At 42.9% G+C, this 22861-nt stretch carries 24 protein-coding genes; 10 read left to right on the forward strand and 14 right to left on the reverse strand.

Going from position 1 to position 22861, the window contains the following annotated elements; translation table 11 throughout:
* Window positions 1-437: 437 nt before the first annotated feature.
* Complete coding sequence (gene raiA, locus AK825_RS01335) at window positions 438-818, forward strand: ribosome-associated translation inhibitor RaiA (RefSeq protein WP_068034073.1); 381 nt, start codon at window positions 438-440, stop codon at window positions 816-818.
* Window positions 819-926: 108 nt separating this feature from the next.
* Here raiA and thiS read toward each other — a convergent pair whose 3' ends face one another.
* The 4 genes from thiS to AK825_RS01355 form a co-directional block, all read right to left on the reverse strand.
* A complete protein-coding gene (gene thiS / locus AK825_RS01340) occupies window positions 927-1127 on the reverse strand; it encodes a sulfur carrier protein ThiS (RefSeq protein WP_068034075.1) in 201 nt (66 codons plus the stop codon).
* 128 nt (window positions 1128-1255) lie between these two features.
* Entirely contained in the window at window positions 1256-1621 is a 366-nt protein-coding gene (locus AK825_RS01345) for a DUF423 domain-containing protein (protein ID WP_068034077.1), read from the reverse strand.
* Window positions 1622-1677: 56 nt separating this feature from the next.
* Entirely contained in the window at window positions 1678-2541 is an 864-nt protein-coding gene (gene rpoH / locus AK825_RS01350) for an RNA polymerase sigma factor RpoH (RefSeq protein ID WP_203226502.1), read from the reverse strand.
* 259 nt (window positions 2542-2800) lie between these two features.
* Window positions 2801-3259, reverse strand: a complete 459-nt coding sequence (locus AK825_RS01355; RefSeq protein WP_068034081.1) for a sulfurtransferase TusA family protein — start codon at window positions 3257-3259, stop codon at window positions 2801-2803.
* Between the two features lie 304 nt (window positions 3260-3563).
* Here AK825_RS01355 and AK825_RS01360 point away from each other — a divergent pair, with 304 nt between their 5' ends.
* On the forward strand, window positions 3564-5249 hold the full coding sequence (locus AK825_RS01360) for a M48 family metalloprotease (RefSeq protein WP_082787132.1): 1686 nt from the start codon (window positions 3564-3566) through the stop codon (window positions 5247-5249).
* Window positions 5250-5361: 112 nt separating this feature from the next.
* Here AK825_RS01360 and AK825_RS01365 read toward each other — a convergent pair whose 3' ends face one another.
* Both AK825_RS01365 and rpsU read right to left on the reverse strand, forming a co-directional pair.
* A complete protein-coding gene (locus AK825_RS01365; protein ID WP_068034083.1) occupies window positions 5362-5811 on the reverse strand; it encodes a GatB/YqeY domain-containing protein in 450 nt (149 codons plus the stop codon).
* A gap of 164 nt (window positions 5812-5975) precedes the next feature.
* Entirely contained in the window at window positions 5976-6191 is a 216-nt protein-coding gene (gene rpsU, locus AK825_RS01370; protein WP_010195908.1) for a 30S ribosomal protein S21, read from the reverse strand.
* Window positions 6192-6585: 394 nt separating this feature from the next.
* On the opposite strand from rpsU, the gene AK825_RS01375 reads away from it, so the two are divergent.
* From AK825_RS01375 to AK825_RS01390, 4 genes are all read left to right on the forward strand, one after another.
* Entirely contained in the window at window positions 6586-6978 is a 393-nt protein-coding gene (locus AK825_RS01375) for a hypothetical protein (protein ID WP_068034085.1), read from the forward strand.
* Window positions 6979-7062: 84 nt separating this feature from the next.
* Window positions 7063-7569 carry a c-type cytochrome gene (locus AK825_RS01380; protein WP_203226482.1) on the forward strand — a complete coding sequence of 169 codons (507 nt, stop codon included), beginning with the start codon at window positions 7063-7065 and terminating at the stop codon, window positions 7567-7569.
* Window positions 7570-7725: 156 nt separating this feature from the next.
* Window positions 7726-8787 carry a tRNA (adenosine(37)-N6)-threonylcarbamoyltransferase complex transferase subunit TsaD gene (tsaD, locus tag AK825_RS01385; RefSeq protein WP_068034089.1) on the forward strand — a complete coding sequence of 354 codons (1062 nt, stop codon included), beginning with the start codon at window positions 7726-7728 and terminating at the stop codon, window positions 8785-8787.
* Between the two features lie 32 nt (window positions 8788-8819).
* On the forward strand, window positions 8820-9191 hold the full coding sequence (locus tag AK825_RS01390; protein WP_068034091.1) for a CrcB family protein: 372 nt from the start codon (window positions 8820-8822) through the stop codon (window positions 9189-9191).
* A gap of 194 nt (window positions 9192-9385) precedes the next feature.
* Here AK825_RS01390 and AK825_RS01395 read toward each other — a convergent pair whose 3' ends face one another.
* The 5 genes from AK825_RS01395 to potA form a co-directional block, all read right to left on the reverse strand.
* Entirely contained in the window at window positions 9386-9883 is a 498-nt protein-coding gene (locus AK825_RS01395) for a hypothetical protein (RefSeq protein WP_149038740.1), read from the reverse strand.
* A 280-nt stretch (window positions 9884-10163) separates the two neighbouring features.
* Window positions 10164-11054, reverse strand: a complete 891-nt coding sequence (locus AK825_RS01400) for a LysR family transcriptional regulator (RefSeq protein WP_068034096.1) — start codon at window positions 11052-11054, stop codon at window positions 10164-10166.
* A gap of 107 nt (window positions 11055-11161) precedes the next feature.
* On the reverse strand, window positions 11162-11989 hold the full coding sequence (gene potC, locus AK825_RS01405; protein WP_082787133.1) for a spermidine/putrescine ABC transporter permease PotC: 828 nt from the start codon (window positions 11987-11989) through the stop codon (window positions 11162-11164).
* A complete protein-coding gene (gene potB, locus AK825_RS01410) occupies window positions 11989-12876 on the reverse strand; it encodes a spermidine/putrescine ABC transporter permease PotB (protein WP_068034098.1) in 888 nt (295 codons plus the stop codon). The genes potC and potB overlap by 1 nt, the downstream gene beginning before the upstream one ends.
* Complete coding sequence (gene potA, locus AK825_RS01415) at window positions 12876-14156, reverse strand: spermidine/putrescine ABC transporter ATP-binding protein PotA (protein ID WP_227514094.1); 1281 nt, start codon at window positions 14154-14156, stop codon at window positions 12876-12878. Before potA ends, potB begins: the two co-directional genes overlap by 1 nt.
* Window positions 14157-14644: 488 nt before the next feature.
* Between potA and AK825_RS01420 the strand changes: the two genes are divergently transcribed.
* The 3 genes from AK825_RS01420 (at window position 14645) to AK825_RS01430 (ending at window position 17114) form a co-directional block, all read left to right on the forward strand.
* Window positions 14645-15283, forward strand: coding sequence for a carbonic anhydrase (locus AK825_RS01420; RefSeq protein ID WP_068034100.1), 639 nt, complete (start codon window positions 14645-14647; stop codon window positions 15281-15283).
* A 155-nt stretch (window positions 15284-15438) separates the two neighbouring features.
* On the forward strand, window positions 15439-16029 hold the full coding sequence (gene gloA, locus AK825_RS01425) for a lactoylglutathione lyase (RefSeq protein ID WP_068034101.1): 591 nt from the start codon (window positions 15439-15441) through the stop codon (window positions 16027-16029).
* Window positions 16030-16130: 101 nt separating this feature from the next.
* Window positions 16131-17114, forward strand: coding sequence for a mechanosensitive ion channel domain-containing protein (locus AK825_RS01430; RefSeq protein WP_068034103.1), 984 nt, complete (start codon window positions 16131-16133; stop codon window positions 17112-17114).
* A 95-nt stretch (window positions 17115-17209) separates the two neighbouring features.
* Here the strand turns inward: AK825_RS01430 and AK825_RS01435 are convergent, their stop codons facing one another.
* From AK825_RS01435 to ribA, 3 genes are all read right to left on the reverse strand, one after another.
* On the reverse strand, window positions 17210-17680 hold the full coding sequence (locus tag AK825_RS01435) for a cytochrome c (protein WP_068034106.1): 471 nt from the start codon (window positions 17678-17680) through the stop codon (window positions 17210-17212).
* Between the two features lie 407 nt (window positions 17681-18087).
* A complete protein-coding gene (gene hemF, locus AK825_RS01440) occupies window positions 18088-19086 on the reverse strand; it encodes an oxygen-dependent coproporphyrinogen oxidase (protein ID WP_068034108.1) in 999 nt (332 codons plus the stop codon).
* A 147-nt stretch (window positions 19087-19233) separates the two neighbouring features.
* Entirely contained in the window at window positions 19234-19917 is a 684-nt protein-coding gene (ribA, locus tag AK825_RS01445) for a GTP cyclohydrolase II (protein ID WP_068034111.1), read from the reverse strand.
* A gap of 701 nt (window positions 19918-20618) precedes the next feature.
* Here ribA and dxs point away from each other — a divergent pair.
* Window positions 20619-22718 carry a 1-deoxy-D-xylulose-5-phosphate synthase gene (gene dxs / locus AK825_RS01450; protein ID WP_082787134.1) on the forward strand — a complete coding sequence of 700 codons (2100 nt, stop codon included), beginning with the start codon at window positions 20619-20621 and terminating at the stop codon, window positions 22716-22718.
* Window positions 22719-22861: the final 143 nt, after the last annotated feature.

Raw genomic sequence — 22861 nt, forward strand, 5'->3', positions numbered from 1 at the left:
AAGACCATTTAAAATTTACAGATAGTCTTTGCTGAAATTGTGGCCAGATTCTGTCGCCCAAGCTTTATATAATACTAATTAGCCAAAAATACCAGCAGCCTGTAGAAACAATTGGCATCTACTAGAAAGATAACTATATTCGTTTATATAAATAAAAAATAAAAAGTCCCAATTATATATAATTAAGAAAAGAACAACAGCTATGATTACATTTAGTTACAATATAGTGTCTTGCTACTCATCAGCTTTCATGACAAATTAGAGGTATATCAATAATAAATATTAAGAGGTTTATCTATATTATTAATATGTGGTGACAAACGGATATGCCACAGAATATATGAAGAATCAATTGGTGTTATTGATGAGGCAAGGTGGCAAAGGCAGGAGTGCCGACCCATCTGTTGACTATAAGTAATAAATATAAGGATCAGCATATGAATATTTCTATCAGTGGTCACCATATCAGCGTAACCGATGCAATGAACACAGCTGTACGCGATAAGCTTGAGAAAGTAGAGCGTCACTTCGATCAGATCCAAAGTATTCAAGTGATACTGTCACTAGATAATAGTGGAGCGAACGATGGTGGTAAAAAGAGCCATAAGGCTGAAGCCATCATACGTGTATCAGGGAAAGAGATGTTTGTTCAAGCTTGCGATGATGATATGTATAAAGCCATTAATGAGATGGCAGACAAGCTCGATAGACAAGTGCGTAAATATAAAACTCGTCAAGAAGCTAAGAAGACTCAAGGCGCTGGGCGTGATGGACGTTATGAAGACATACTAGGGGCTGAAGCTGCTCCAGCTATTTAGAAAAACTGGTATTCAACAAAGAAAATATAAATAAAACGTTAATAATAAAAAGACCTCAACATGTTATGTGTTGAGGTCTTTTTAGGTTTGAGATATTTGATATAAAAGTTAGCCACCACCGACTGCTTGTACTACTTCAATACTCATACCTTCAACAATACGTAACTGTCCAAGTTCACTTTTTGGGATTAGCTCACCATCGACTTCAACTGCATAGCGACCAGTACTCAATCCCAGTTCATTAACGACTAACTGTACGGTCTGATGAGTAGTTTGTAAAGTTCTGCCATTAACATGAATAGTGCTCATAACATTTGCTCCCTCAAAAATGATGATTTGTATCAATAGCTATTCAGCTTATCGTTTTAAGACAATGCTTTAGAGCTAAGCTTCAAGACTAGGTTTTAAGAAAGTAACGTTGTTTTAAGAAAGTATCGCTATTTGTCCATGCGAAACGCAGTCACTGCCAGCCATAACCAACCCGCTATCAATAATACGCCACCAATAGGCGTAATAGCGCCAAACCAGCGCGGTGCCCCTAGAGTCATCGCAAACAAGCTACCAGCAAAAATAACAATACCAATTTGCAGTAACCAAGCGGTGGTTTGAGTCGCATAATTCAAGCGAATCAGGAGTCCAACGAGTAATAGACCTAGTGCATGAATAAATAGATACAACGTTGCCGTATGCCACCATGCCAGCTCTTGAGCATTGACCATATTTTTGATGGCATGAGCTCCAAAAGCACCTAAGGCGACAGCGATAGCAAGGTTAATCGCTGCAATACCTATCCAGTTTAACATTACACAACTCTTATTATAGATTATCTATCAATGTTGCTAATGGCACGTCCGGCTATTTACTGAACATCATCAGGCAAAATTACACTCTCAATAGTCATTGCATCGCGGATTTTATCCATTGCATTTTTCTCAATTTGGCGCACTCGTTCTGCTGAAATAGAGTAGACAGCTGCTAATTCGTGCAAGGTAGACTTCTGTTCTGTCAACCAGCGCTGCTCGACGATATCACGTGAGCGATCATCTAAGGTATCCATCGCCGCAATCAGTGCTGATGAGTTGTTCTCTTCCCAATCAGATTCTTCTACCATCTCGGCAGGGTCGATACCATCTTCTAAGAATAACTGCGGAGCATAGCGTCCATCATCATCGTCACTCGATTGAGTCTCAAACGATGCATCGTATGAAGTCAGTCGTGACTCCATCTCCAAGACCTGCTTACGCGTGACATTCAGATCATTGGCGATAGCATCTGCTTCTTCTAACGTTAGCTGGTTATTGGTCTTTTTTAGACTACGCAAATTAAAGAACAATTTACGATGGGCTTTAGTCGTCGCAACTTTGACAATACGCCAGTTACGAATCACAAATTCATGAATCTCAGCTTTTATCCAATGGACAGCAAAGGATACCAAACGTACGCCTTTATTTGGGTCGAAGCGCTTAACTGCTTTCATCAACCCCAAGTTACCTTCTTGAATTAAATCAGCCTGTGGTAACCCATAACCCGAATAGCTACGGGCAATATGAATGACAAAACGTAGGTGCGACATAACGAGCAAGCGTGCAGCCTCGACATCACCTTCATCATAATAGCGATGGGCAAGCTCTTGCTCTTGAGTAGGCGTCAAAATTGGAATTTGATGTACAGTATTAATATACGCACCCAAATTCACTCCAGGTGCAGACAGGTGAGTGGGCATCGCGGGTACTAAATCACGTGTGCTGGTATCTTCTAAGGCACTAGCATCGTAAGGAGGGCGCTGTGCGGCAGCATTAAGTGCTGCTTCACGTGCGGCGTTTTTTTCAGTACCAGCACTGTTTTGCGTCTTTTTCGTTGTCGACGATTCAGTAGAAGGAGTAGCCATATTCTTGACCTTGATTAAATAGGTAAGCAAATATTAAATGAGCAAATATTCAGATAAAAATCTTTATTGTCTTAATTGTAAAGGATAGCGACGCTTAGTTGCTATCGGTTTTGGTAATGATGAAGTGAAATATTGTATCGGACGGCTCTGATAAGGTGTTGTCAGCAGTTTGCGGCTTGGTCATCTGGTTAATTGTCAACAGTAACTGATTATCGCCATCCATTTGGTGAGTTTGCTGACAGAAAGCAGTAATATCTGCTTGAGAGTTAGGATCAGTTGCCACAACATACAATGACTCACCACTCGCCACATTACGCAGTGCTACTTTAGTTTTTAGTAGCGGCATTGGACAAGCAAGACCGCGTCCATCTACCATGTTTTTTATCCTAACAATCGGTTGAACATCGTCTATAACATCTGTCATCTGAATGTCACTAATACAGTCCGTCGGTAATAAACGTAGTAAGGACGCAATCGTATGCTGCTCAGTATTAGATAAGGTTTGCTGTAAATATACATGATAAGGTGTATACAAATGGCTTTCAGCGGACATAGACGAAACCCTTAAACTCTTAGTTATTGATAGTTAGGTTTTAAGACTTAACGTATAAAGATGACGTGAGATCATGGATATATTATAACAAATAGCTGCTTAGCAAATGCAGTTGAATATAGTCATCGTCATGATTGGCCTACTAGAATTACCATGATGGATTCATTAGAGTGACATAATCATGTTGCACAATGGTGACGCTCGCCTAGATATTGGTAGCCAATACCACGCTAGAATTGACGTTATGCAGACAACCTCGTATAGTCAAAAAACAATGATATGGCCGATAGCATAGGATGCGCATTTGAACTATTTACATAGCTCTTTGATCACTGACTTCCCAACAACCAACTATGCAAATAACAAACAGCATACTAGGGTTTGGCCTCAATCACATCAGCGTTCAACGTTTCGATATGTAGGTCTGTTTGTACTGTTAGCAATTGCCAGTAACCATAGCTATGCTGCGCCTACTGCTATGCAACAATCGGCAACACCATTGGCATTGGTGACTAATCCGGTCTATGGCTCATGGCAGACTTCAAAATCTGATGAACTAGAGTTGCCAAACTTGCAAGGTCAGGGGTTAAGCTTTGCAGATCAATATCAAAATAAAATAATAGGTGAGTGGTCACTTCAGAATATCAATGGCCGCGTCAAGATGGAGCATGATCCTTGGATTCAAGAAACCGTCAAAAACATGACATGGCGGCTCAATGCACAAGCGCGGCAGCAAGCACCATTAGCCTTAGTCATTATTGATAATCCTAGCATCAACGCCTTTGCTGCACCCGGCGGAGTCATTGGCTTGAACACAGGTACTATCTTGGCGGCAAGTAGTATGGATGAGCTAGCAAGCGTAGTGGCTCATGAAGTCGCCCATGTTAGCCAAAGGCATTATGAAAATAGTGCAGATGAGAAGAGAAAAGCCATGCTGATGCAGATAGGTGGCATGTTAGCAGCCATTGCTGCTTCAACTGCTGATGGTGATGCGGCGGCCGCTGTAATGATGGGTAGTCAGACCGCTGCTATGAATAGCAGCATGGCTTTTAGTCGTAATAATGAACGCGAAGCTGATCGGGTAGGGATGCAAATTATGACCCAAGCTGGCTATGACCCACGAGCGATGCCAAGATTCTTCGGTACGATGAATCAGCAAAGCCAGCTCAATCAAGTTGCCAATCGCTTCTTACCAAGCTTTGTACGCTCACATCCACTTAGTAACGAACGTCTAAGTGAGTCGCAAAGTCGTGCTCAGCGTTATCCCTCGTTATCATTAACTCAGCAGCAGCGCCATCAAGCACTATTTGATCTCCTTTACTGGCGAGTAAAAACCACTGGTAAGCATGCCTCTGAGACAGAGTTAACGACTGCTGCTAAGAACAGCGTGGGAGCAAAATTGGCTTTAATGCATTGGTACGGCGAACATCAGCGTTTTGATGAGGCTAATGACATAATGGCGCAGCTTACGGCATTACCCGCAGACCAGCGGCAAACGTTGGAGCCCTTATTGTCTATTACTCATAGCCAAGTGCTCACTGAGCAGAATAAATGGGCGCAGGCAGCTGAAGTACTGGCAGCTCAGCAACGTCTCTATCCTGAGCGCCGCGATTTGCGTCTATATTTAGCAGAAGCGCTAACCAATAGTAATCAGCCGACCCAAGCACAAGCGCTACTCAAACCTCTTACCCAGCAGCAGCCAAGTGATCGCTATGCATGGCAAAGTTTACAACTGGCCAATGAAAAGCTAGCCAAAACCACTGCATCACCGCAGGTTGCACGTATAGCCACGATTAATGCACTGCGTTATCGCAGTCATGACCAGCTGTGGAATGGGCGTTACGACTCAGCGCTCACTTCATTAACGCAGGCGAAACAGCTAACCAAGCAGCTGCAAGCTAGTGCACAAAGCAGTAGTACTCGTCCATTACTAGCAAGTATCGAGCAGGAAATTAAAAACGTAAAAACCGCCAAAGACTATAAGCCTTAGGCGGTATGTTTATACGTTTTGAGCGTTGCAGTTTTTGATATGAAATCTACTACGATGCTTTAGTTGCGATCCTCTAGTTACGATGCTTTAATTGCAATATTTTAACTGGCAATTAACCTTGTAGCGCATCTTTTACTAGCTTTGAGATGAGTGCAGGATCAGCACGGCCAGCAGTTTTATTCTTAAGTACGCCCATTACACTACCCATATCGCGCATAGATGTTGCACCTTGTGCCGCGATTTCTGCATTCACTAAGGCAGCAAGTTCGGCATCATCCATCTGCTTAGGCATGAATTCATTAATAATATCAATCTCGAACTGCTCTTTGGTAGCTAGGTCATCACGGTTATTTTCAGTAAAAATAGTCAATGACTCTTGGCGCTGTTTTAATTGCTTTTGTAATACTTCTAGAACGCCTGCATCATCAAGCTCAGTCTGACGATCAATCTCGATTTGCTTGATAACTGCTTGTACGTTACGTAAGACTTTAACGCGCTCAATCTCACGCGCTTTCATTGATGTTTTAATATCGTCTGATAAAGTCTGTTTAAGTTGGCTCATTGTTATTATTCCTTGTTCGTTAAATTTTAGGCTGATGAGATTTTTACTTCAAGTCTGTATCGTTAGCAGCAATAACAAAAATTGTAGCATAAAAAACGCCACTGATATCAATGGATAACAGTGGCGTTAGTGTAGCGCTGGTACTTAACTAATCGTATTATTGATTAGTACATACGAGTGGTACGAATAGTTTCGCGTTGTAACTTTTTCTTATAACGCTTTACAGCAGCAGCTTTTTTGCGCTTGCGTACTTGCGTTGGTTTTTCATAAAACTCACGCTTACGTACGTCTGACAATACACCAGCTTTTTCACAAGCGCGCTTGAAACGACGGATAGCGATATCAACTGGTTCGTTTTCTTTAACCTTAACTGCAGGCATGAAGACTCCTTGATTAGGATGAGATATAAAGGCATTAGTTTGGCTGTATATTAGTATTTAGCCGTAATATCTCAAGATTACAGGCATCAGCTCAAACTAGGATAATCTTGCGCATTAACACAAGGGCAGGTATTTTAATAAAAAATGGCTGTAAAGTCAATGCTTTTAGTGCATCTGCGTATGTCTATTATTAGGCGAGATAAGCCATGAATGCAGCTTCTATACGTGTTTTACATCCTCATAAATGTGTTTAGAGCTGAATAAACATATAGAAAGTAAATGAATAAAAACCCCTACTGTCTATAACGGTTTGGTTTGAGTTTATGCTATGATAATTTCCATATAGTAGTAAGCATATTCAAGTCGATGTGTCCATTTTATTAAGGGTGTTGGAATGAAGAAAACAGTACTAAATACAGCTTTAAGCACAGCATTTATTGTCACTCTTGGGTTTGGCATTACTGCCTGTAGTAGTGATAAAGAAGGTGAGTCACATGAAGTGATGGCAGTAGATCGCGTTGATGAAGCCGCTGAGCTTGCGCGCAAAAATGCTCCTGAAGCTGAAGATATGGAATTTCCAGAAACAGCTCCAATGCCAGTAACTGGAGTAGATGGTGCGGAAACAGAAGGCGCTGCAACTGCTGAAGCAGCAACGACTGATACTGCTATGGCAGAGACTACGGCTACTGACAGTGCTAATACAGATGCGGCAGTCGCTGATAGTGCAGGTATGCCAGCTGCTGATACGACTGCAACCACTACCCCAGCCGAACCAGCTACGAATTAATAGCGGTTAAGCTTCCCATCAGTCTGAAGTTTATGCGCTGTAATTGGCAGCCACTAACCTGAAATATCGAGTAGAGGTGTGATCATGATTAATAAAAAACAGCGTATGAATAAATTAGCCTTATCTGCAATCAGTTTGAGTGCGTTACTGACACTTAGCGCTTGTAGCGGTGATAATACGCCTACCAAAGAGCCTGCTGCTGTCAATGAACCTGCCGATACAACCGTAGTGGTAGATGAAGCGCCTATAGTAGAGCCTGAAGTGATTACGCCTGAACCTGTTGTAGAGCCTACCGATACAGTAGTTGAAGAAGTCGCACAAGAGGTTGCTGCAGAGCCTGAGGTGTTGGCTGCTGATGCAGGTGCTAAGTTATATGAGACCAATTGCAAAGTCTGTCATGAGAGCGGCTTACTTGATGCGCCCAAATATGGCGATAAGGCTGCATGGGCACCGCGTCTTACTAAAGGTACAGAGACGCTACACATGCACTCAGCCAAAGGCTTTAATAAAATGCCAGCTCAAGCCACTGATAAGGTGAGCGAAGCCCAAGTCTATGCGGCTGTTGATTATATGATCGCAGCAGTGAGCTGATATTGGTTATTAGAATATATTAGCTATTGAAATTTGCTAAACTGACCGTCATTGTGACTGACAATGGCGGTTTTTTTATGCATATTTTTTCTAGATGCTAAATAATAAAAAGCATCGCAAAAAACGATATGAAGACAAAAGTATAAAGGCAAAAGTATGAAGGTATTGGGTTTAGAGACTTCTTGTGATGAGACGGGTCTGGCGATTTTTGATAGTGAGCAGATGGATAGTGACAATCAAGGTCTGGTCGGACAAGTATTGTATTCACAGATAGAGCTGCATGCACTCTATGGCGGCGTGGTGCCTGAGCTTGCCAGTCGCGATCATATTCGCAAGCTGGTACCTTTGCTTAATGAGCTCTTAGAGCAGTGCGACGTCAAGAAAAGCGAGATTGACGCTATTGCCTATACCAAAGGTCCAGGACTGATTGGCGCTTTGATGACCGGTGCATTATTTGGGCGCAGTTTGGCGTACGGCTTAGACATTCCAGCGATTGGTATTCATCATATGGAAGGGCACTTATTAGCACCATTAATGGGCGCAAATCCGCCAGCGTTTCCTTTTGTATCATTATTAGTGTCCGGCGGTCATACTTTACTGATTGCCGCACATGGTATTGGGCAGTATGAGATATTGGGTGAATCGATAGATGATGCAGCGGGTGAGTGCTTTGATAAAGCCGCCAAGATGCTAGGCTTGCCTTATCCTGGTGGTCCTAATATTGCTAAATTGGCTGAAACAGGTGATCAAAATGCTTACAGTCTACCAAGACCGATGTTACATCGCGGTTTAGATTTTTCTTTTAGCGGTATGAAAACAGCAGTGCATAACCTTATCAAAGACACAGATGGCTCAGGTCATGGATCAGAAAATGGCTCTAATAGCGACCCACAAGTTCGCGCTGACATTGCCGCAACCTTTCAACATGCCATGGTTGATACGTTGGTGAAGAAGAGCGTTAAAGCACTTAAGCAAGCAGATATGAGCCGTTTAGTGATTGCAGGCGGCGTCAGTGCCAATACTCATTTACGTGAAACGTTAGAGGCTGAGTTGGCTAAAATAAATGCGACCGTCCATTATGCCCCGCCTGCGTTATGTACAGATAACGGGGCAATGATTGCTTATGCCGGTTACGAGCGCTTGCAAGCAGGGCAGTCCGATGATTTAGCGGTGAGCTGTGTGCCACGTTGGCCGATGACAGAATTGCCTGCGGTATGAGGTTTAAAAGCCATACAAATTAAGGATAACATATGCAGTGGCTCGCCATTGGTTTAGGAGCAGCGCTTGGAGCTTGCTTGCGGGCGTGGTTAACACGTTTTAATCTGCTGCACAGCTGGATACCTTTGGGCACATTAGGCGCAAATGTCTTAGGCGGGCTGCTGATTGGTCTGGCATTGGTATGGTTTGAGCGGATGGGTAGCGGACTGTCAGATAATGTCCGAGTGTTTGTCATGACTGGTTTTTTGGGCGGGCTGACCACCTTTAGCACTTTTAGCGCTGAGGTATTTAGTTTTATGCATGATGGACGGCTGCTGGCAGGTCTAGCACTGATAGGTCTGCACGTCGGACTGACATTACTGGCAACTGCGTTGGGATTTTACTTTTTTAAGTTGGTTTTATAACCGTTGATAGATATTACTCGTTTAATGGTCAGATATAAGTAGTTCCTTTATTGCAGTCTGTTTTAGGTGGTCTATTAATATGTTTAAAGGGTGAAATAGTCGGTTCTGTTGGGGTATACTTTAGATATTATGATTTCTGATATAGCTGAGACTTTTATTGCTTATTTTAACGAGTTGAATACAAAGTCTATTCTTTATTCATGATTAAGCTCAAGATGATTTGGCCATGGCAAATCGCCCCTGCCGTATTCCCAGCCTTGGCTAGCATAATAAACAAGGCATCTATTGTGAGGTAAAAGAACTTCAAAGGTATCTTCTTCTTCGCTACAAGCTAAAAACTCTATGCGAATGTCATTATCAAGTATCATAGCTATATTAAGAGTATTTATGACTGTGACTTCTATCAATCTCCCAAAAGCAATTTGCTGCAGTATGCTATCTGTCTCTTCGTAATTGACAAAGTCATTCTGACCTTCAAGAATTATTTTATTACCTTTCAAAATCCGCCACAGTTTATGATAGCAACTAAAACTCCATTCACCATAGAAAGGATCTGCCATTTTGGATTTATTATGAGATACTTTATTTCCAAAATCTATACTCACGCTATTACCAAAACGTACTCGCTTTCGACAACATACTTCTCCAAAACTCTTTTCAATCAAAGGTAGTATTTCTTCAAATTTATACATGACCAAAACCTTTATTATGAAACTCTGTCTATTTAAGCCAACTAGGTAAGGGGACGCCCTTTCTGTCGTATGGATCACGAGCATACTCTCTGAGCTCCTCTTTGGTTCTATTTTCTCTTAGCTTTAAACAGTCTTAAATCAATCAATATGTACACCATGAAGTACACTGTGACTATCTCATCCATTTAACACTTTGATACCATTAGCCTACAGCCAAGGTTTCAAGTCCTCACTAGGGGACCATGCTTATTCCCATAACAGTGATTATGGTAAATAAAACCTACAACGGCTTCACAATCCCTTCCAACAAACTCGCAAACCCCTGCATATACGCGGTATCTTGACTTGAGGTACGCGTCGCTGCATACAACTGACAATGCACGCCACTACCTAGCGGACGCGAGACAACCCAGCCTTTTTTCTCATATTCTGCAACCACCCAGTCAGGTAATGCCGCTACGCCGCGCTCACTGGCGACCAACTGAATAAGCATTGCCGTCAGCTCTGTGGTACGAATGCTCGCAAAGCTCACTTCTGCAGGCGTCATAAAGTTGGCAATAATATCAAGGCGCTTGGCTTCCACCGGATACGCGATTAAAGTCTCGTCAGTCAAATCACTGGGCTCAATAAACTCTTGCGCGGCCAAATCATGCGTTGGTGAAAGGACTAGGCGACTCTCATACTCGAATAGGGGCTGATAGCTGATACCATCTATCGGTAAATCACTGGTAGTAATGAGCAAATCAATATCACCTTCCATCAACAGATGATGCGGTTCAGGCTCAAAGCCAGTTGCAAAGTCCAGCTCCACATCTGACCATTCACGACGGTAATGATTGAGTATCGGCATCAGCCAATCAAAGCAACTATGACATTCAGAGGCTAGGCGTAACCTGCCTGCTTGACCATGTGCTAAGCGTTTAAGGTTAGATTTGGTGCGAGTCACTTGCGGCATGATGCTGTCTGCTAATGCCAGTACTGCTTTGCCCGCAGGCGTAAAAGTGAGCGGGCGAGTGCGACGATTGACCAAGCTGATATCGTAGTAATTCTCTAGCTCTTTTAGCTGATGCGAGACCGCAGACGCTGTGACATGCAGCTCATCAGCAGCCGCAGCCAATGAGCCATGCGCTCGTAATGCCGTTAAAGTATTGAGATGACGAAGCTCTAACATAAGACAACCTGATCGCTGAGGTGAGAAAAATTCATTATAACTAATGTAGCAATGAATTCCACTCAAATACTATTATTAAATTTTTCTTACCTAGAGATAGTTAATAACTAGCGCCGACGTAACAACAGCTGCGAGATAATGACTAAGATAAGCGAGGCGGCTAATAGCAATGTACCAATGGCGTTGACTTCCGGCTTAAGTCCTACGCGCACCATAGAATAAATACGTAGCGGTAAAATCTCATAGCTAGGCCCTGTGACAAAGGTTGAAACCACTACGTCATCTAGCGACAGGGTAAAGGCGAGCAACCAACCTGCCATTACTGCGGGCAGAATCACGGGAATCAGTACTGTACGCACCATCGTTGATTCATTAGCGCCCAAGTCACGTGCGGCTTCCATCAAACGCTCATCCAAGCTGCTTAAGCGCGCAAACACAGTGATGACTACAAACGGCAGACAAAAGGTAATGTGCGCGAGTAACAGCGATACAAAACCTAATTGCAGACCAATCAATAAAAACAATGCGAGCAATGAGATAGCCAATACAATCTCAGGCGACATCATCAGTACAAACAACAGCCCATTTAGTAAGCCTTTGCCGCGAAAGTTGTAGCGATGTAAGGCAAGGGCAGTCAGTGTACCTATCAAGGTTGAGACGGTCGCAGCGACCAAACCCAAAACGATAGAATGCCAAAAAGCATCGAGCATCGCCTGATTATTAAACAGTGACTCATACCACTTTAAGCTAAAGCCGCCCCAGTTATAGCCAATCTTCGACTTATTAAATGACATCACCACCAAGACGATGATGGGCAAATACAGTAGGGCATAAATCAGGCCAAGATAGCCTTTAGCCGCTATGCTGCCGATGCTAGGTTGCTTGATGTGACGTTTGTTCTTAACGGGTGAGTTGTTTAATGAGCGATTAGACATTAAGCCACCTCATTAAAGTCGGTCTTGCCAATGCGGCGGCTACTGGCACGATAGGCGAGTAATAGTACGGCCATCGCAAGGGTCAATAATACGCTGGCTGCTGCACCGAATGGCCAATCACGCGCATCCAAAAATTGGTTTTTGATGATATTACCAACCAATAAATTGCGCGAGCCACCCAAAATATCTGCCACATAGAACATGCCCATCGCTGGCAATAACACTAATAGCACCCCTGAGATAATCCCAGGTGTGGTCAATGGTAGTACCACGTGCCAAAAGGTCTGTGTCTTAGAAGCGCCCAAATCCTGCGAAGCAAGTAGCATGTCATTGCGTAAATCAGTAAATACCGCATATAACGGTAATACCATAAACGGGAATAACAAATAAGTTAAACCGGCTATTACTGCACCTTGCGTGTACAAAATATCGATAGGGGTATCGATCACGCCTATCGCTAGTAGTGATTTATTGATCAAACCGTTATTGGCAAATAGCAATTTGAGCGCATAAGTCCGCACTAAAGAGTTGGTCCAAAACGGCAATATCAATAACATCATCAGCAAGGGCTGCCAGCGTACTTTCGCTTTAGATATCAGCCATGCAAAAGGGTAACCAAGCAATAAGCAGATGACCGTTGTAATGCCTGCCATCCATAAAGAATGGACAAACACCTCAAAATACAACGGGTCAATTATGCGTATATAGCTGTCGATACTGACAGGTAGGCTAATAAAAGCGCTGCTATCGCGGGTCAAAAAACTAACAGCAATGACCAAGATATTTGGTAATAACGCAAATATCAGTAGCCAACCCCAGATCAGCCATAGCGTTGCGGTACGAAAAGGACTTTTGCTGCCCAAATTGAAACGGCTATTACCTGCCATCAGCTGCCATCCTTTTGTGCAATTTCATTTTGCGCCAATACGTTTTGCCCAGCTTCATTTTGTTCAGGTGCATTCCGCTCCGTCAGATGGTCTTCTGGCAATACCCATTCCCAACCGTCCACCCATGAGACTTTAACGCCTTCATTAAGCTTATAATCAAAGCTGGGATCATCTTCATCAAAGAATTCAGAGGCTTTAATAATATGGCCGTTTGCTAACTCAATAATCGAATCTAAGGTGCTACCTTTATAGTTACTCTCAATGACACGGCCGAGTAGTCCAGCTTGCATACTATCATTAGGGTCATAAATCCGTAGATCTTCAGGTCGGAGTAGTAAATTTACGATATCACCCACTTGCACGTCATTAGCAAAATCAGGACGACGCAGGTTACGTAACGCTGTCGGTCCATCTTGCACTTGCGCTTCACAAACCTCGACTTCGATGCGTCCATTGGTTACTTGTCCATCACGATCTGGCTGGTCAGGATAGACACCTTTGACCTCTGCTTTAAATAGATTGGTCTCACCGATGAATTTGGCCGTAAATAAGTTGGCAGGGGTTTCATAAATCTCAATCGGCGTACCAATTTGTTGAAACGTGCCGTCTTTCATCACTGCAATACGGTCTGACATTGACAGCGCTTCTTCTTGATCATGGGTAACAAAAACAAAGGTAATGCCAAGCTCTCTTTGCAGGCGCTTAAGCTCAGATTGCATTTGCAAACGCAGCTTGTGATCGAGCGCAGATAGCGGTTCATCAAGTAATAATAGTTTAGGGCGATTAATCACCGCGCGTGCAATGGCAACGCGTTGCTGCTGACCACCAGATAAATCTTGCGGTTTACGGTTAGCTAAATGATCGAGTTGTACCATGGTTAGTATCTCGCGCACGCGCGTTTGAATCTCATCTTTGGGCACTTTTTTGAGCTTAAGCCCATAAGCGACATTTTGGGCGACAGTCATATGTGGAAATAATGCATACTGCTGAAACACGGTATTGACCGGACGCTTATCGGCTGGCAAGCCTGCCATCTGCACACCATCTAAATATATTGCCCCAGCATTAGGTTGTTCAAAACCAGCAATTAAGCGCAGCAGGGTCGTCTTGCCGCAGCCCGATGGGCCAAGCAAGGTTAAAAATTCACCATGCTTGATATCGAGGTTTATATCTTTTAATACTTCCGTTTGATCATAGGTTTTTTTTAGACCAGTCAGTTGCAGCAGTACAGTGTCAGGTGACGCCGAGGTTTTATGCGTGTTTGAAGTCGATTCGGTCATAAGATTTGTTCCTAAGCGTCCAACGTGTCAGTACAGCTATTAATATAAGACACTGTAAACAAGATGGTTTGGCATGAGCGTAAGCATAGTCGTCTGGTTGCTGCGTATTATAACAAACCCTTGATATAAATCATTGCAAGTTCGTTATAAGTGACGCGCGTTATATGGGCATAGTGATAAAAGCTTCTTTCATCTATTCTCTCGAGTGTTTTACTATTGTATTTCTATAAGATTTGAGTGGTTGTTAATCCTCTTAATATTAAGTGTCTTAAACACTCGCAACAGCTACCGTCTTAATAAAACGCCACTAGCGCAAATTTTTTATCATTTTTTTCGCTTTATTCCTATACAATCATTTGATGGCTGAAAAATATAATGAGCCTCGTAGCTTGATAATTATTAACCAACCATTGAGCTAATTAATATCTAAAAAAATAAATTTAAAGTAATCCGCAATTCTAATAGTGATTAATAATCAAGGACCACTTATGCCCAACGATACACGCCCACAGACAGGTCAAGAAGCACTTGAGCTTTTAAAAGAAGGTAACGCCCGCTATGTTGATAGCCTTACCAGCACGGATCCATGTATGCAACGCCGTCCAGAGCTAGTCAGTGATCAAGACCCTCTAGCTATTATTTTGGGTTGCTCAGATGCACGTGTACCGGTTGAGATTGTGTTTGATCAAGGTTTAGGTGATTTATTTGTCATTCGCGTGGCAGGTAACGTGGTTGCCCCTTCACAGATTGGCTCAGTTGAATTCGCTGCCGAAAAGTTCGGTACCAAGCTGGTTGTGGTGCTGGGACATTCACATTGCGGTGCGGTCACAGCCTGCGTAGAAGCGCTTATCAATCCTGAACAGAACTATTCGCCTAACTTGCAATCTATCGTCGACCGTATTCGTCCAAGCGTTTATAACTTGCATGAACTTGCGACTGCCAACGGTCAAGATGTAGATGCGGACGAGCTAGTCGATCGCTCTATAAGTGCCAACGTGCGTATGTCGGTCAGTCAGCTCAAGCATGGTTCGCGAGCGTTAGAGGACTTAGCTAACAGTAATCAATTACTTATCGTTGGTGCAGAGTATGATTTAGAAACAGGGAAGGTGCGGTTTTTAGACAGCTAATCAATATGCTTGATTGAGCATATTAAAGGTATGCTCTTACAAAACCCTATCAATAATTCCGCCGTTTTTTATTATGATGAGATGGTCATGCAAGTTATTGTCACAGTGATTTGCTATCTTTTAGATTTTACATTTTGTTAAATATTAGGATAATTATGTCTACTCTAGCGTCTACTTCATCTGTTAACTCAGCAACTGATAATAATGCATCAACCGTCGCTCAGCCAGCTAGCAGCGTAACTACAGCTGGCGTTCAGCCTATCTCCGCGCAGACTTCAGGCTTTACTTTTAACCATACTATGCTGCGGGTAAAAGACCCTGCTAAGTCGTTAGCGTTTTATACTGGCGTACTCGGTATGACTTTGCTGGCGGTAAAGAAATTCCCTGATATGGGATTTGATTTATATTTCTTAGCCAAGCTTACCGATAGCGAGCGTGAGAATTTGCCTGCTGGTAATGATTTGGAAATCTTTGCGTTCCGTCAGCGCGGTATTTTAGAGTTGACCCATAACTACGGTACCGAAACGAAAGCTGACTTTAGTTATCACGATGGCAATGGTGAGCCACAAGGTTTTGGACATATTTGCTTTAGCGTGCCTAGTCTTGATGAAGCGGTAGCTTGGTTTGATAAAAATAATGTCGAATTTAAAAAACGCCCAGAAGATGGCAGTATGAAAAATATCGCCTTTATCAAAGACGTTGACGGCTATTGGATTGAGATTGTACAAGCCGATTTGATGGGCTAGATTTCAGACATGTGAAAAATACATATGAAAAATAAAGGTGCTGATGGATATAAAGGTACTGATGAACATAAAAGTTAAATAACTTAAGGAGTGACACCTGAATGCCTACTTCTGAGGCAGACCCTACGTTGAGTGCTGAGGCTGCTGCTACAACGGCTGATGCGCTGACGTATCAAAGCATTATCGATTCCGCAAATGGCATCCTGATTGGCTTTGTTGAGCGTATACCGTATTTTGTGGCTTCGATTATCGTTATCCTAATTTTTTGGTTTCTATCGATTGTCTTCAAAAAAATCGTCTATAAATTATTAGGAAGTCGTAGTCGCCATCAGAACTTAGTTAAAGTGTTTCAGCGGGTAGGCGGTGCACTGATTATTTTCATTGGTTTAATGATTGCGATGGTTATAGCTGTGCCAGGATTTACGCCTACCAAGCTGATTGGTGCACTCGGTATTGGTTCGGTCGCCATTGGTTTTGCTTTTAAAGATATTTTTCAAAACTTACTATCTGGTATTTTGCTGCTCATCTCAGAGCCATTTCGTATCGGCGATCAGATTGTCTCAGGCGATTATGAAGGCACAGTTGAAGATATCAAAATCCGCGCAACTACCATTAAGACTTATGATGGTCGGCAAGTGGTCATTCCAAACTCGGATTTGTATACTTCAGCATTGACTGTCAATACTGCCTATAAGCAGCGTCGTTTACAGCTTGCGGTAGGGATAGGATATGCAGATGATATCAATGAAGCCAAAGCTGAGATTATGCAAGCATTGAGCCGAGCTGATACGGTGTCCAAAGAGGCGACACCAACTATTATCGCAGTCAACTTAGGCGATTCAACTATTGATCTAATTGTGCGCTGGTTCATTGATGATGGCACTCAAGCTAATAAAGTGTCCTCAATAGACCAAGTTTTAATTGAAGTCAAGACCGCACTAGATGCAGCTGGTATCGATATGCCGTTCCCTGTACGTACTTTGGATATGAGTGATCCATCGGTAAAAGCAATGGTAAAATCGCTGAATAAGCAGAATGATGCAAGTAAAGATCAAACCGAGACTACAAGCCTTATTACGGAATAGCTGGCCTCACAGATTTCAAATTTAAGCCAATAAAAAACCACCATTATCATCGTGATATGGTGGTTTTTTTATTTCTCTACTAATCAAGAAGATGATTAATCTTCTTTCACTCTAAAGTCTGTATGACAGGATTTGCAGCTGTCGCCAACTTGTCCAATGGCAGGCATCACATCCTCGACACTAGTCGCTGTTTGTGCGGCAGCACTTAATTCAGAGGTTACTTGTTGAAAGTTGTCTGCTTCAGCACGAAAACCATCAACGTCGCTCCAAACGGCTTCAGTTGCGTTACCAGCGGCTTCTGCATTTGCAAAATGGCTCCAAGGGTTTTTAGCTTCCTCTGCTAAGAAGGTAGCTTGCTCTTTAAATACGTCAGCATCAAAAGTGTCTGGTTCTTTAGCCATACCACCTATGACTTTCATTGAATCGCCATAGTTTTTCATAATATCTTGGCGTGCTTTAACATCAGGGTCAGCTGGCGTGCTACAGGCTGTTAGACCGAGGGCAGCTGCCATCAATGTAATGCCGAAGATAGATTTTAATGATTTGTTAGTATGAACCTGTGCCATGTAAATTACTCCTTTAAAATTGGCTAATAAAACAGATAGGCGCGTTAGCAAACGCTGACCTCGAATTGAAATGGTACTTTGTAATTTATAAGCTCAACTGCTGCCTATGAGCAGTCGTTTATGAAATGCAAATCTTGATATTGTTTTAGTTCCCAATATCTTAATTTTCAATATCAGTATTTATTGTTACCTTACTCTCTCAATGTAACCGTGATAAGAGAAAGCCTTGTAGGTTACTTCAGTGCAATTTTGTAAACACATGTAACTCTAAGACTAGGCTCATTATAGCTGATAAGCCAGCGAGTAAAAATTATAAGTGATAAACAATGCTTAAAATGCTTGAATAGGAAAGACTTAAACAATAAAGGCCAGCTATAAAAGCTGACCTGTTTTAATATTAGAAAAGACTAGGAAGTTAACCAATCTCGTGGTTTTAAGTAAAACTCAGTCAATTCAAACTCAGGAGTACCTTCCATCGGCTCGAAGCGGTAATGCCAGCTAGCAAGCGGTGGCATACTAACTAAGATAGACTCAATGCGCCCATTACTTTGTAGACCGAACAGCGTACCGCGATCGTAGACCAGATTGTACTCGACATAGCGTCCACGGCGATACAGCTGGAATTCACGTTGTTCGTCAGTATAGGGTGTTTCTTTACGCTGCTCAAAAATAGGCATAATACCGTCAAGATAGCCGTTGCCTACGGCCTTCATAAAGTCAAAGCAGGTCTCAAAGTCCCAGCCACGGCTCTCTGTATTGACATCATCATAAAACAAACCGCCGATGCCGCGTTGTTCATCGCGGTGACGCAGATGGAAGTACTCATCACACCATTGTTTAAAGTCAGGATAGACGCTATCACCAAAAGGCGCGCATAAGTCATGACAGACTTGATGCCAATGGACGCAGTCGGCCAGTACAGGATAGAACGGCGTTAAATCAAAGCCACCACCAAACCACCAAATAGGGTCTTCGCCCTCGGCTTCGGCGACAAACAGACGCACGTTAGCATGGCTGGTCGGGACGTTTGGGTTTTTGGGATGTACGACCAGTGACACGCCCATGGCTTGAGCTTTACGACCAGCAATATCAGGATGACGGGCAGTGGCTGAAGCTGGCAGGTTATGGACGTGAATATGACTAAACATCACGCCAGCTTTTTCGATGACTTTGCCATCTGCTAAGACGCACGAGCGCCCGCCACCACCTTCAGGGCGCTCCCAATCATCAGGGACAAAAGTCGCATCACCACCGCCGTCACGCTCTTGCGCTTCTAATGCTTGGCAGATACGCGCTTGCAAATCGACTAAAAACTCACGTACGCACGTGATGTCACTAGTAGATGGAAAGATTTGACTGTCTTTAGCGTCAGTTGTCGTTGTACTATTTATACTAGGAATGCTCATAAAAACATCTATAATTGTGGGGTGTGTTGGTAACTCTCAGTATGTTTCTTAAGGATTTTTGCTGTTAGTAATTTTATCTATGCTGATAGTAAATTTATCCATTCAGGGGCAGTTTATTCAGATTTATGCAATCTACTCAGGTATATCTTATTTATTGAGATGAGCCTCAGTATAGAATTCTTTATCAAAAAGATGACCCATGCGGTCACGTTTGGTCGCTAGATAGTCAGCATTGCTATCATTAACGCCAACGACCAACGGTACACGTTCGACCACATTGACACCATTTTCGCTTAGATAGGCCACCTTATCAGGGTTATTGGTGATAAGGCGAACCTCATCAACCCCTACATGGGCAAGCATAGGACTACACATATCATAGATACGGGCATCGGCGGGTAGACCTAACATGAGATTGGCATCTAGGGTATCATGGCCTTGATCTTGTAAGGCATATGCGCGGATTTTATTGGTTAGACCAATACCGCGACCTTCTTGACGCAGATATAAGATAGCACCGCAGCCAGTTGCTTGTATTGCTTGCATGGCGGTATTGAGCTGTGCACCGCAGTCGCATTTTAACGAGCCAAAAGCATCGCCTGTCAAGCACTCAGAGTGAATACGGACTAACGGGATGGGATGATCTGCTAATTTATGCTGCTCATTTGTAGGAGTTGTTGGCGCGGCGTTCTCTTCTAACAATGGGTTTACCACTGGTAGGCCGACGGTAAGCATTACATGCTCTTGACCGTCTTCATTTTCAAATACATGAAGATCAAACTCGCCATGACGAGTAGGTAGTTTTGCGCTGGTAATAAATTGATATGACATTGATGTCCTGCATAGGCCGATCATCGTGGCGGTAGATAGTGTAGTGGTCATAGCCATGTCGTAATGACTATGTTGTAATAACTATATCCTAATAAATATATCGTAATAACTACGTTTTTCAAAAACTATGTGCTGTAGCAACTTGATGTTTGATTAGGTGTATTGATAATTAGATGCTTAATCACTAAGTAAATAATCTATGTGTTTGTAACATCTATGTTCATGATAACCATCTGGTTATCGTTTTATAAGGCTAACAATGATAGCATCCTAATCGCGTTTATAAGAAAAACACACAAAGTTCACAGACTACGCACGATGATTAAAGCGACAGTTTAAAAAAAATGCTATTATGCCATACTATTTTAACGGATACAGTGACAAGTCTTTGCCCTTACATTACTGTATCGTCACTCCTACATAGTAGGCAGTACATTATTATTAACATGGTCATTAGAGTTACTATTATATAGCGCCTCTAATAACGGTGTATTTAACAAAGCATGTAAATACTTTCATGCAAATACTAATAAACAGTGGCGACGCGCTAAGCATATCGTAATCTATAACCAATGCCAGCACATATTGTTTTGCTGTTAGCGTTGTAGATGGTTTCATAATACCGTATTAATATGATGACGGTGTATGGCGATATAGTAAGATAGCGCCTTGTCAGCAGATTGGTAGGTATCGTACGATTTATGCAGCAGTCACCTTATTTTTCACAGTCTCAGTCAGCATCTGTGTCACCCCATACGTCGCTATCTACGCCATTAGCTACTGACTCTGCTGCACACCTATCAGGCTTGCAACAGACGTTCACGCAGATACCGCGTATGCGTCCTAATACACCGTTGCTTGATGCCATTGATGCACCTTCAGATATTAAGAAACTCACTACTGAGCAATTAATAGTGCTGGCTGATGAGCTGCGCTTGTTTTTATTATATTCAGCTGGTCAAAGTGGTGGACATTTTGGGGCAAATTTAGGCGTGGTTGAGTTGACCATTGCATTGCATTATCTGTTAGATACGCCTCAAGATCAGATCGTTTGGGATGTAGGGCATCAAGCTTATGCCCATAAAGTACTTACTGGTCGCCGCGATAAGCTAAGTAGTATTCGCTCTAAAGACGGCTTGACTGCTTTTCCTGAACGCGCAGAATCTGTCTATGATACCTTTGGTGTTGGCCACTCATCTACCTCTATCTCAGCAGGTTTAGGCATGAGTTTGGCGCTGCGCTATCAAGGTCGTCCGCAGACGGTCGCTTGTGTGATTGGTGATGGGGCGATGACTGGCGGCATGGCTTTTGAGGCTATGAATGATGCAGTACAGCAAGACGCTGATTTACTAGTCATTCTAAATGATAATGACATGTCAATATCATGCTCTATTGGCGGATTTTCACGGCATTTAGCGATGCTATGGGAGTCGGGCTATCAAGTTGATATCTCAGATTCAGGTGTGCCTGTATTACGTCATCGTCCAAATATGCAGGCATTTGACCGACGTAAGCGTCACAGCGAACAGCGTGATGTGCCGCAGCTAGAAGATAATCTATTTAAAGCGATTGGTTTTACTTATTTTGGGCCATTTGATGGTCATAATATTCCTGAGCTACTGCGTGTGTTGTCACTTGCTAAGCAGGTAAAGGGCCCAGTATTAGTACATATCTATACGACTAAAGGTAAAGGCTTTGCACCTGCTGAGGCCGACCCAGTCGGTTATCATGCAATTAGCAAACTACCTGCTGAAGATATCATTGCCTGTGACTTTGATAAAGATAAAGCTCCTGTTAAAAGCAAAGCTTCTGAGAGTAAGGTTCCTGGGTTAAAATACTCGCAGGTATTTGGCCAGTTCTTATGTGATAAAGCAGCACAAGATGATAAATTATTAGCGATTACCCCAGCCATGGAAGAAGGCTCAGGGATGATTGACTTTGCTCGTCAGTTCCCAAAGCGTTTCTTTGATGTGGCAATTGCTGAGCAGCATGCAGTCACCTTAGCGGGCGGCATGGCAACCCAAGGCGTCAAGCCAATAGTCGCTATATACTCAACCTTTTTGCAACGTGGTTATGATCAGCTTATTCATGATATTGCCTTACAAAATCTTGATGTAACGTTTGCGATTGATCGGGCTGGTCTTGTTGGTGAAGATGGCGCAACGCATGCTGGCGTGTTTGACTTGGCTTTTTTGCGCTGTGTCCCTCACATGCTTATTGCCGCGCCAAAAGATGAAAACGAGTGCTATCATTTGCTGAATACTTGTTATGAGTATCAAGGCAGCACGGCGGTACGCTATCCACGCGGAACCGGAACTGGCGTGATGATAAGTCGTCCAGCGCAGAATTATAAGATAGGTCAAGCCATTGTAGAGTCAGTATTAGGCGCTAGTAATGCCCCTAAAAAGCTCGCGTTATTGGCCTTCGGTACGATGGTTGCCACTGCTGAGCAAGCTGCCAAGATACTAACGTCTGACAGTGCTAATAGCGATTGCCAAGTACAAGTCGTTAATATGCGTTGGGTAAAGCCATTAGATACCAATTTGCTTGAGACCTTAATTGAGCAAGGCGTGACTCATATTGCGACACTAGAAGAGCATATGATTATGGGCGGTGCAGGCAGTGCCGTAAATGAATACTTGCTCAATGCTTCTGCTGCGTTTGCCACTAAGCGTCCAGCTATCTGCAATATTGGTATTCCTGATCGCTTTATCGCCCATGGTTCCCAAGCAGAGCAATTAGCTGATTGTGGTTTGGATACAGATGGTGTGGTTATGCAGTTACAGCGTTTATTGTCTTAAGCGAAAGTAAAAAACTCTGGATTAATTCTTTAAGAGATGTACATTAAGAAATATTGAAACTGAAGTAACGCCTACTTGCCGTAGGTGCTCATTGTTTTACAGCTTGCGTAATTTGTGATGGCAGCCATTAAAGATGGTAAGCT

Source organism: Psychrobacter sp. P11G5 (genome assembly GCF_001593305.1).
In the GTDB taxonomy this organism is placed as follows: Bacteria; Pseudomonadota; Gammaproteobacteria; order Pseudomonadales; family Moraxellaceae; genus Psychrobacter.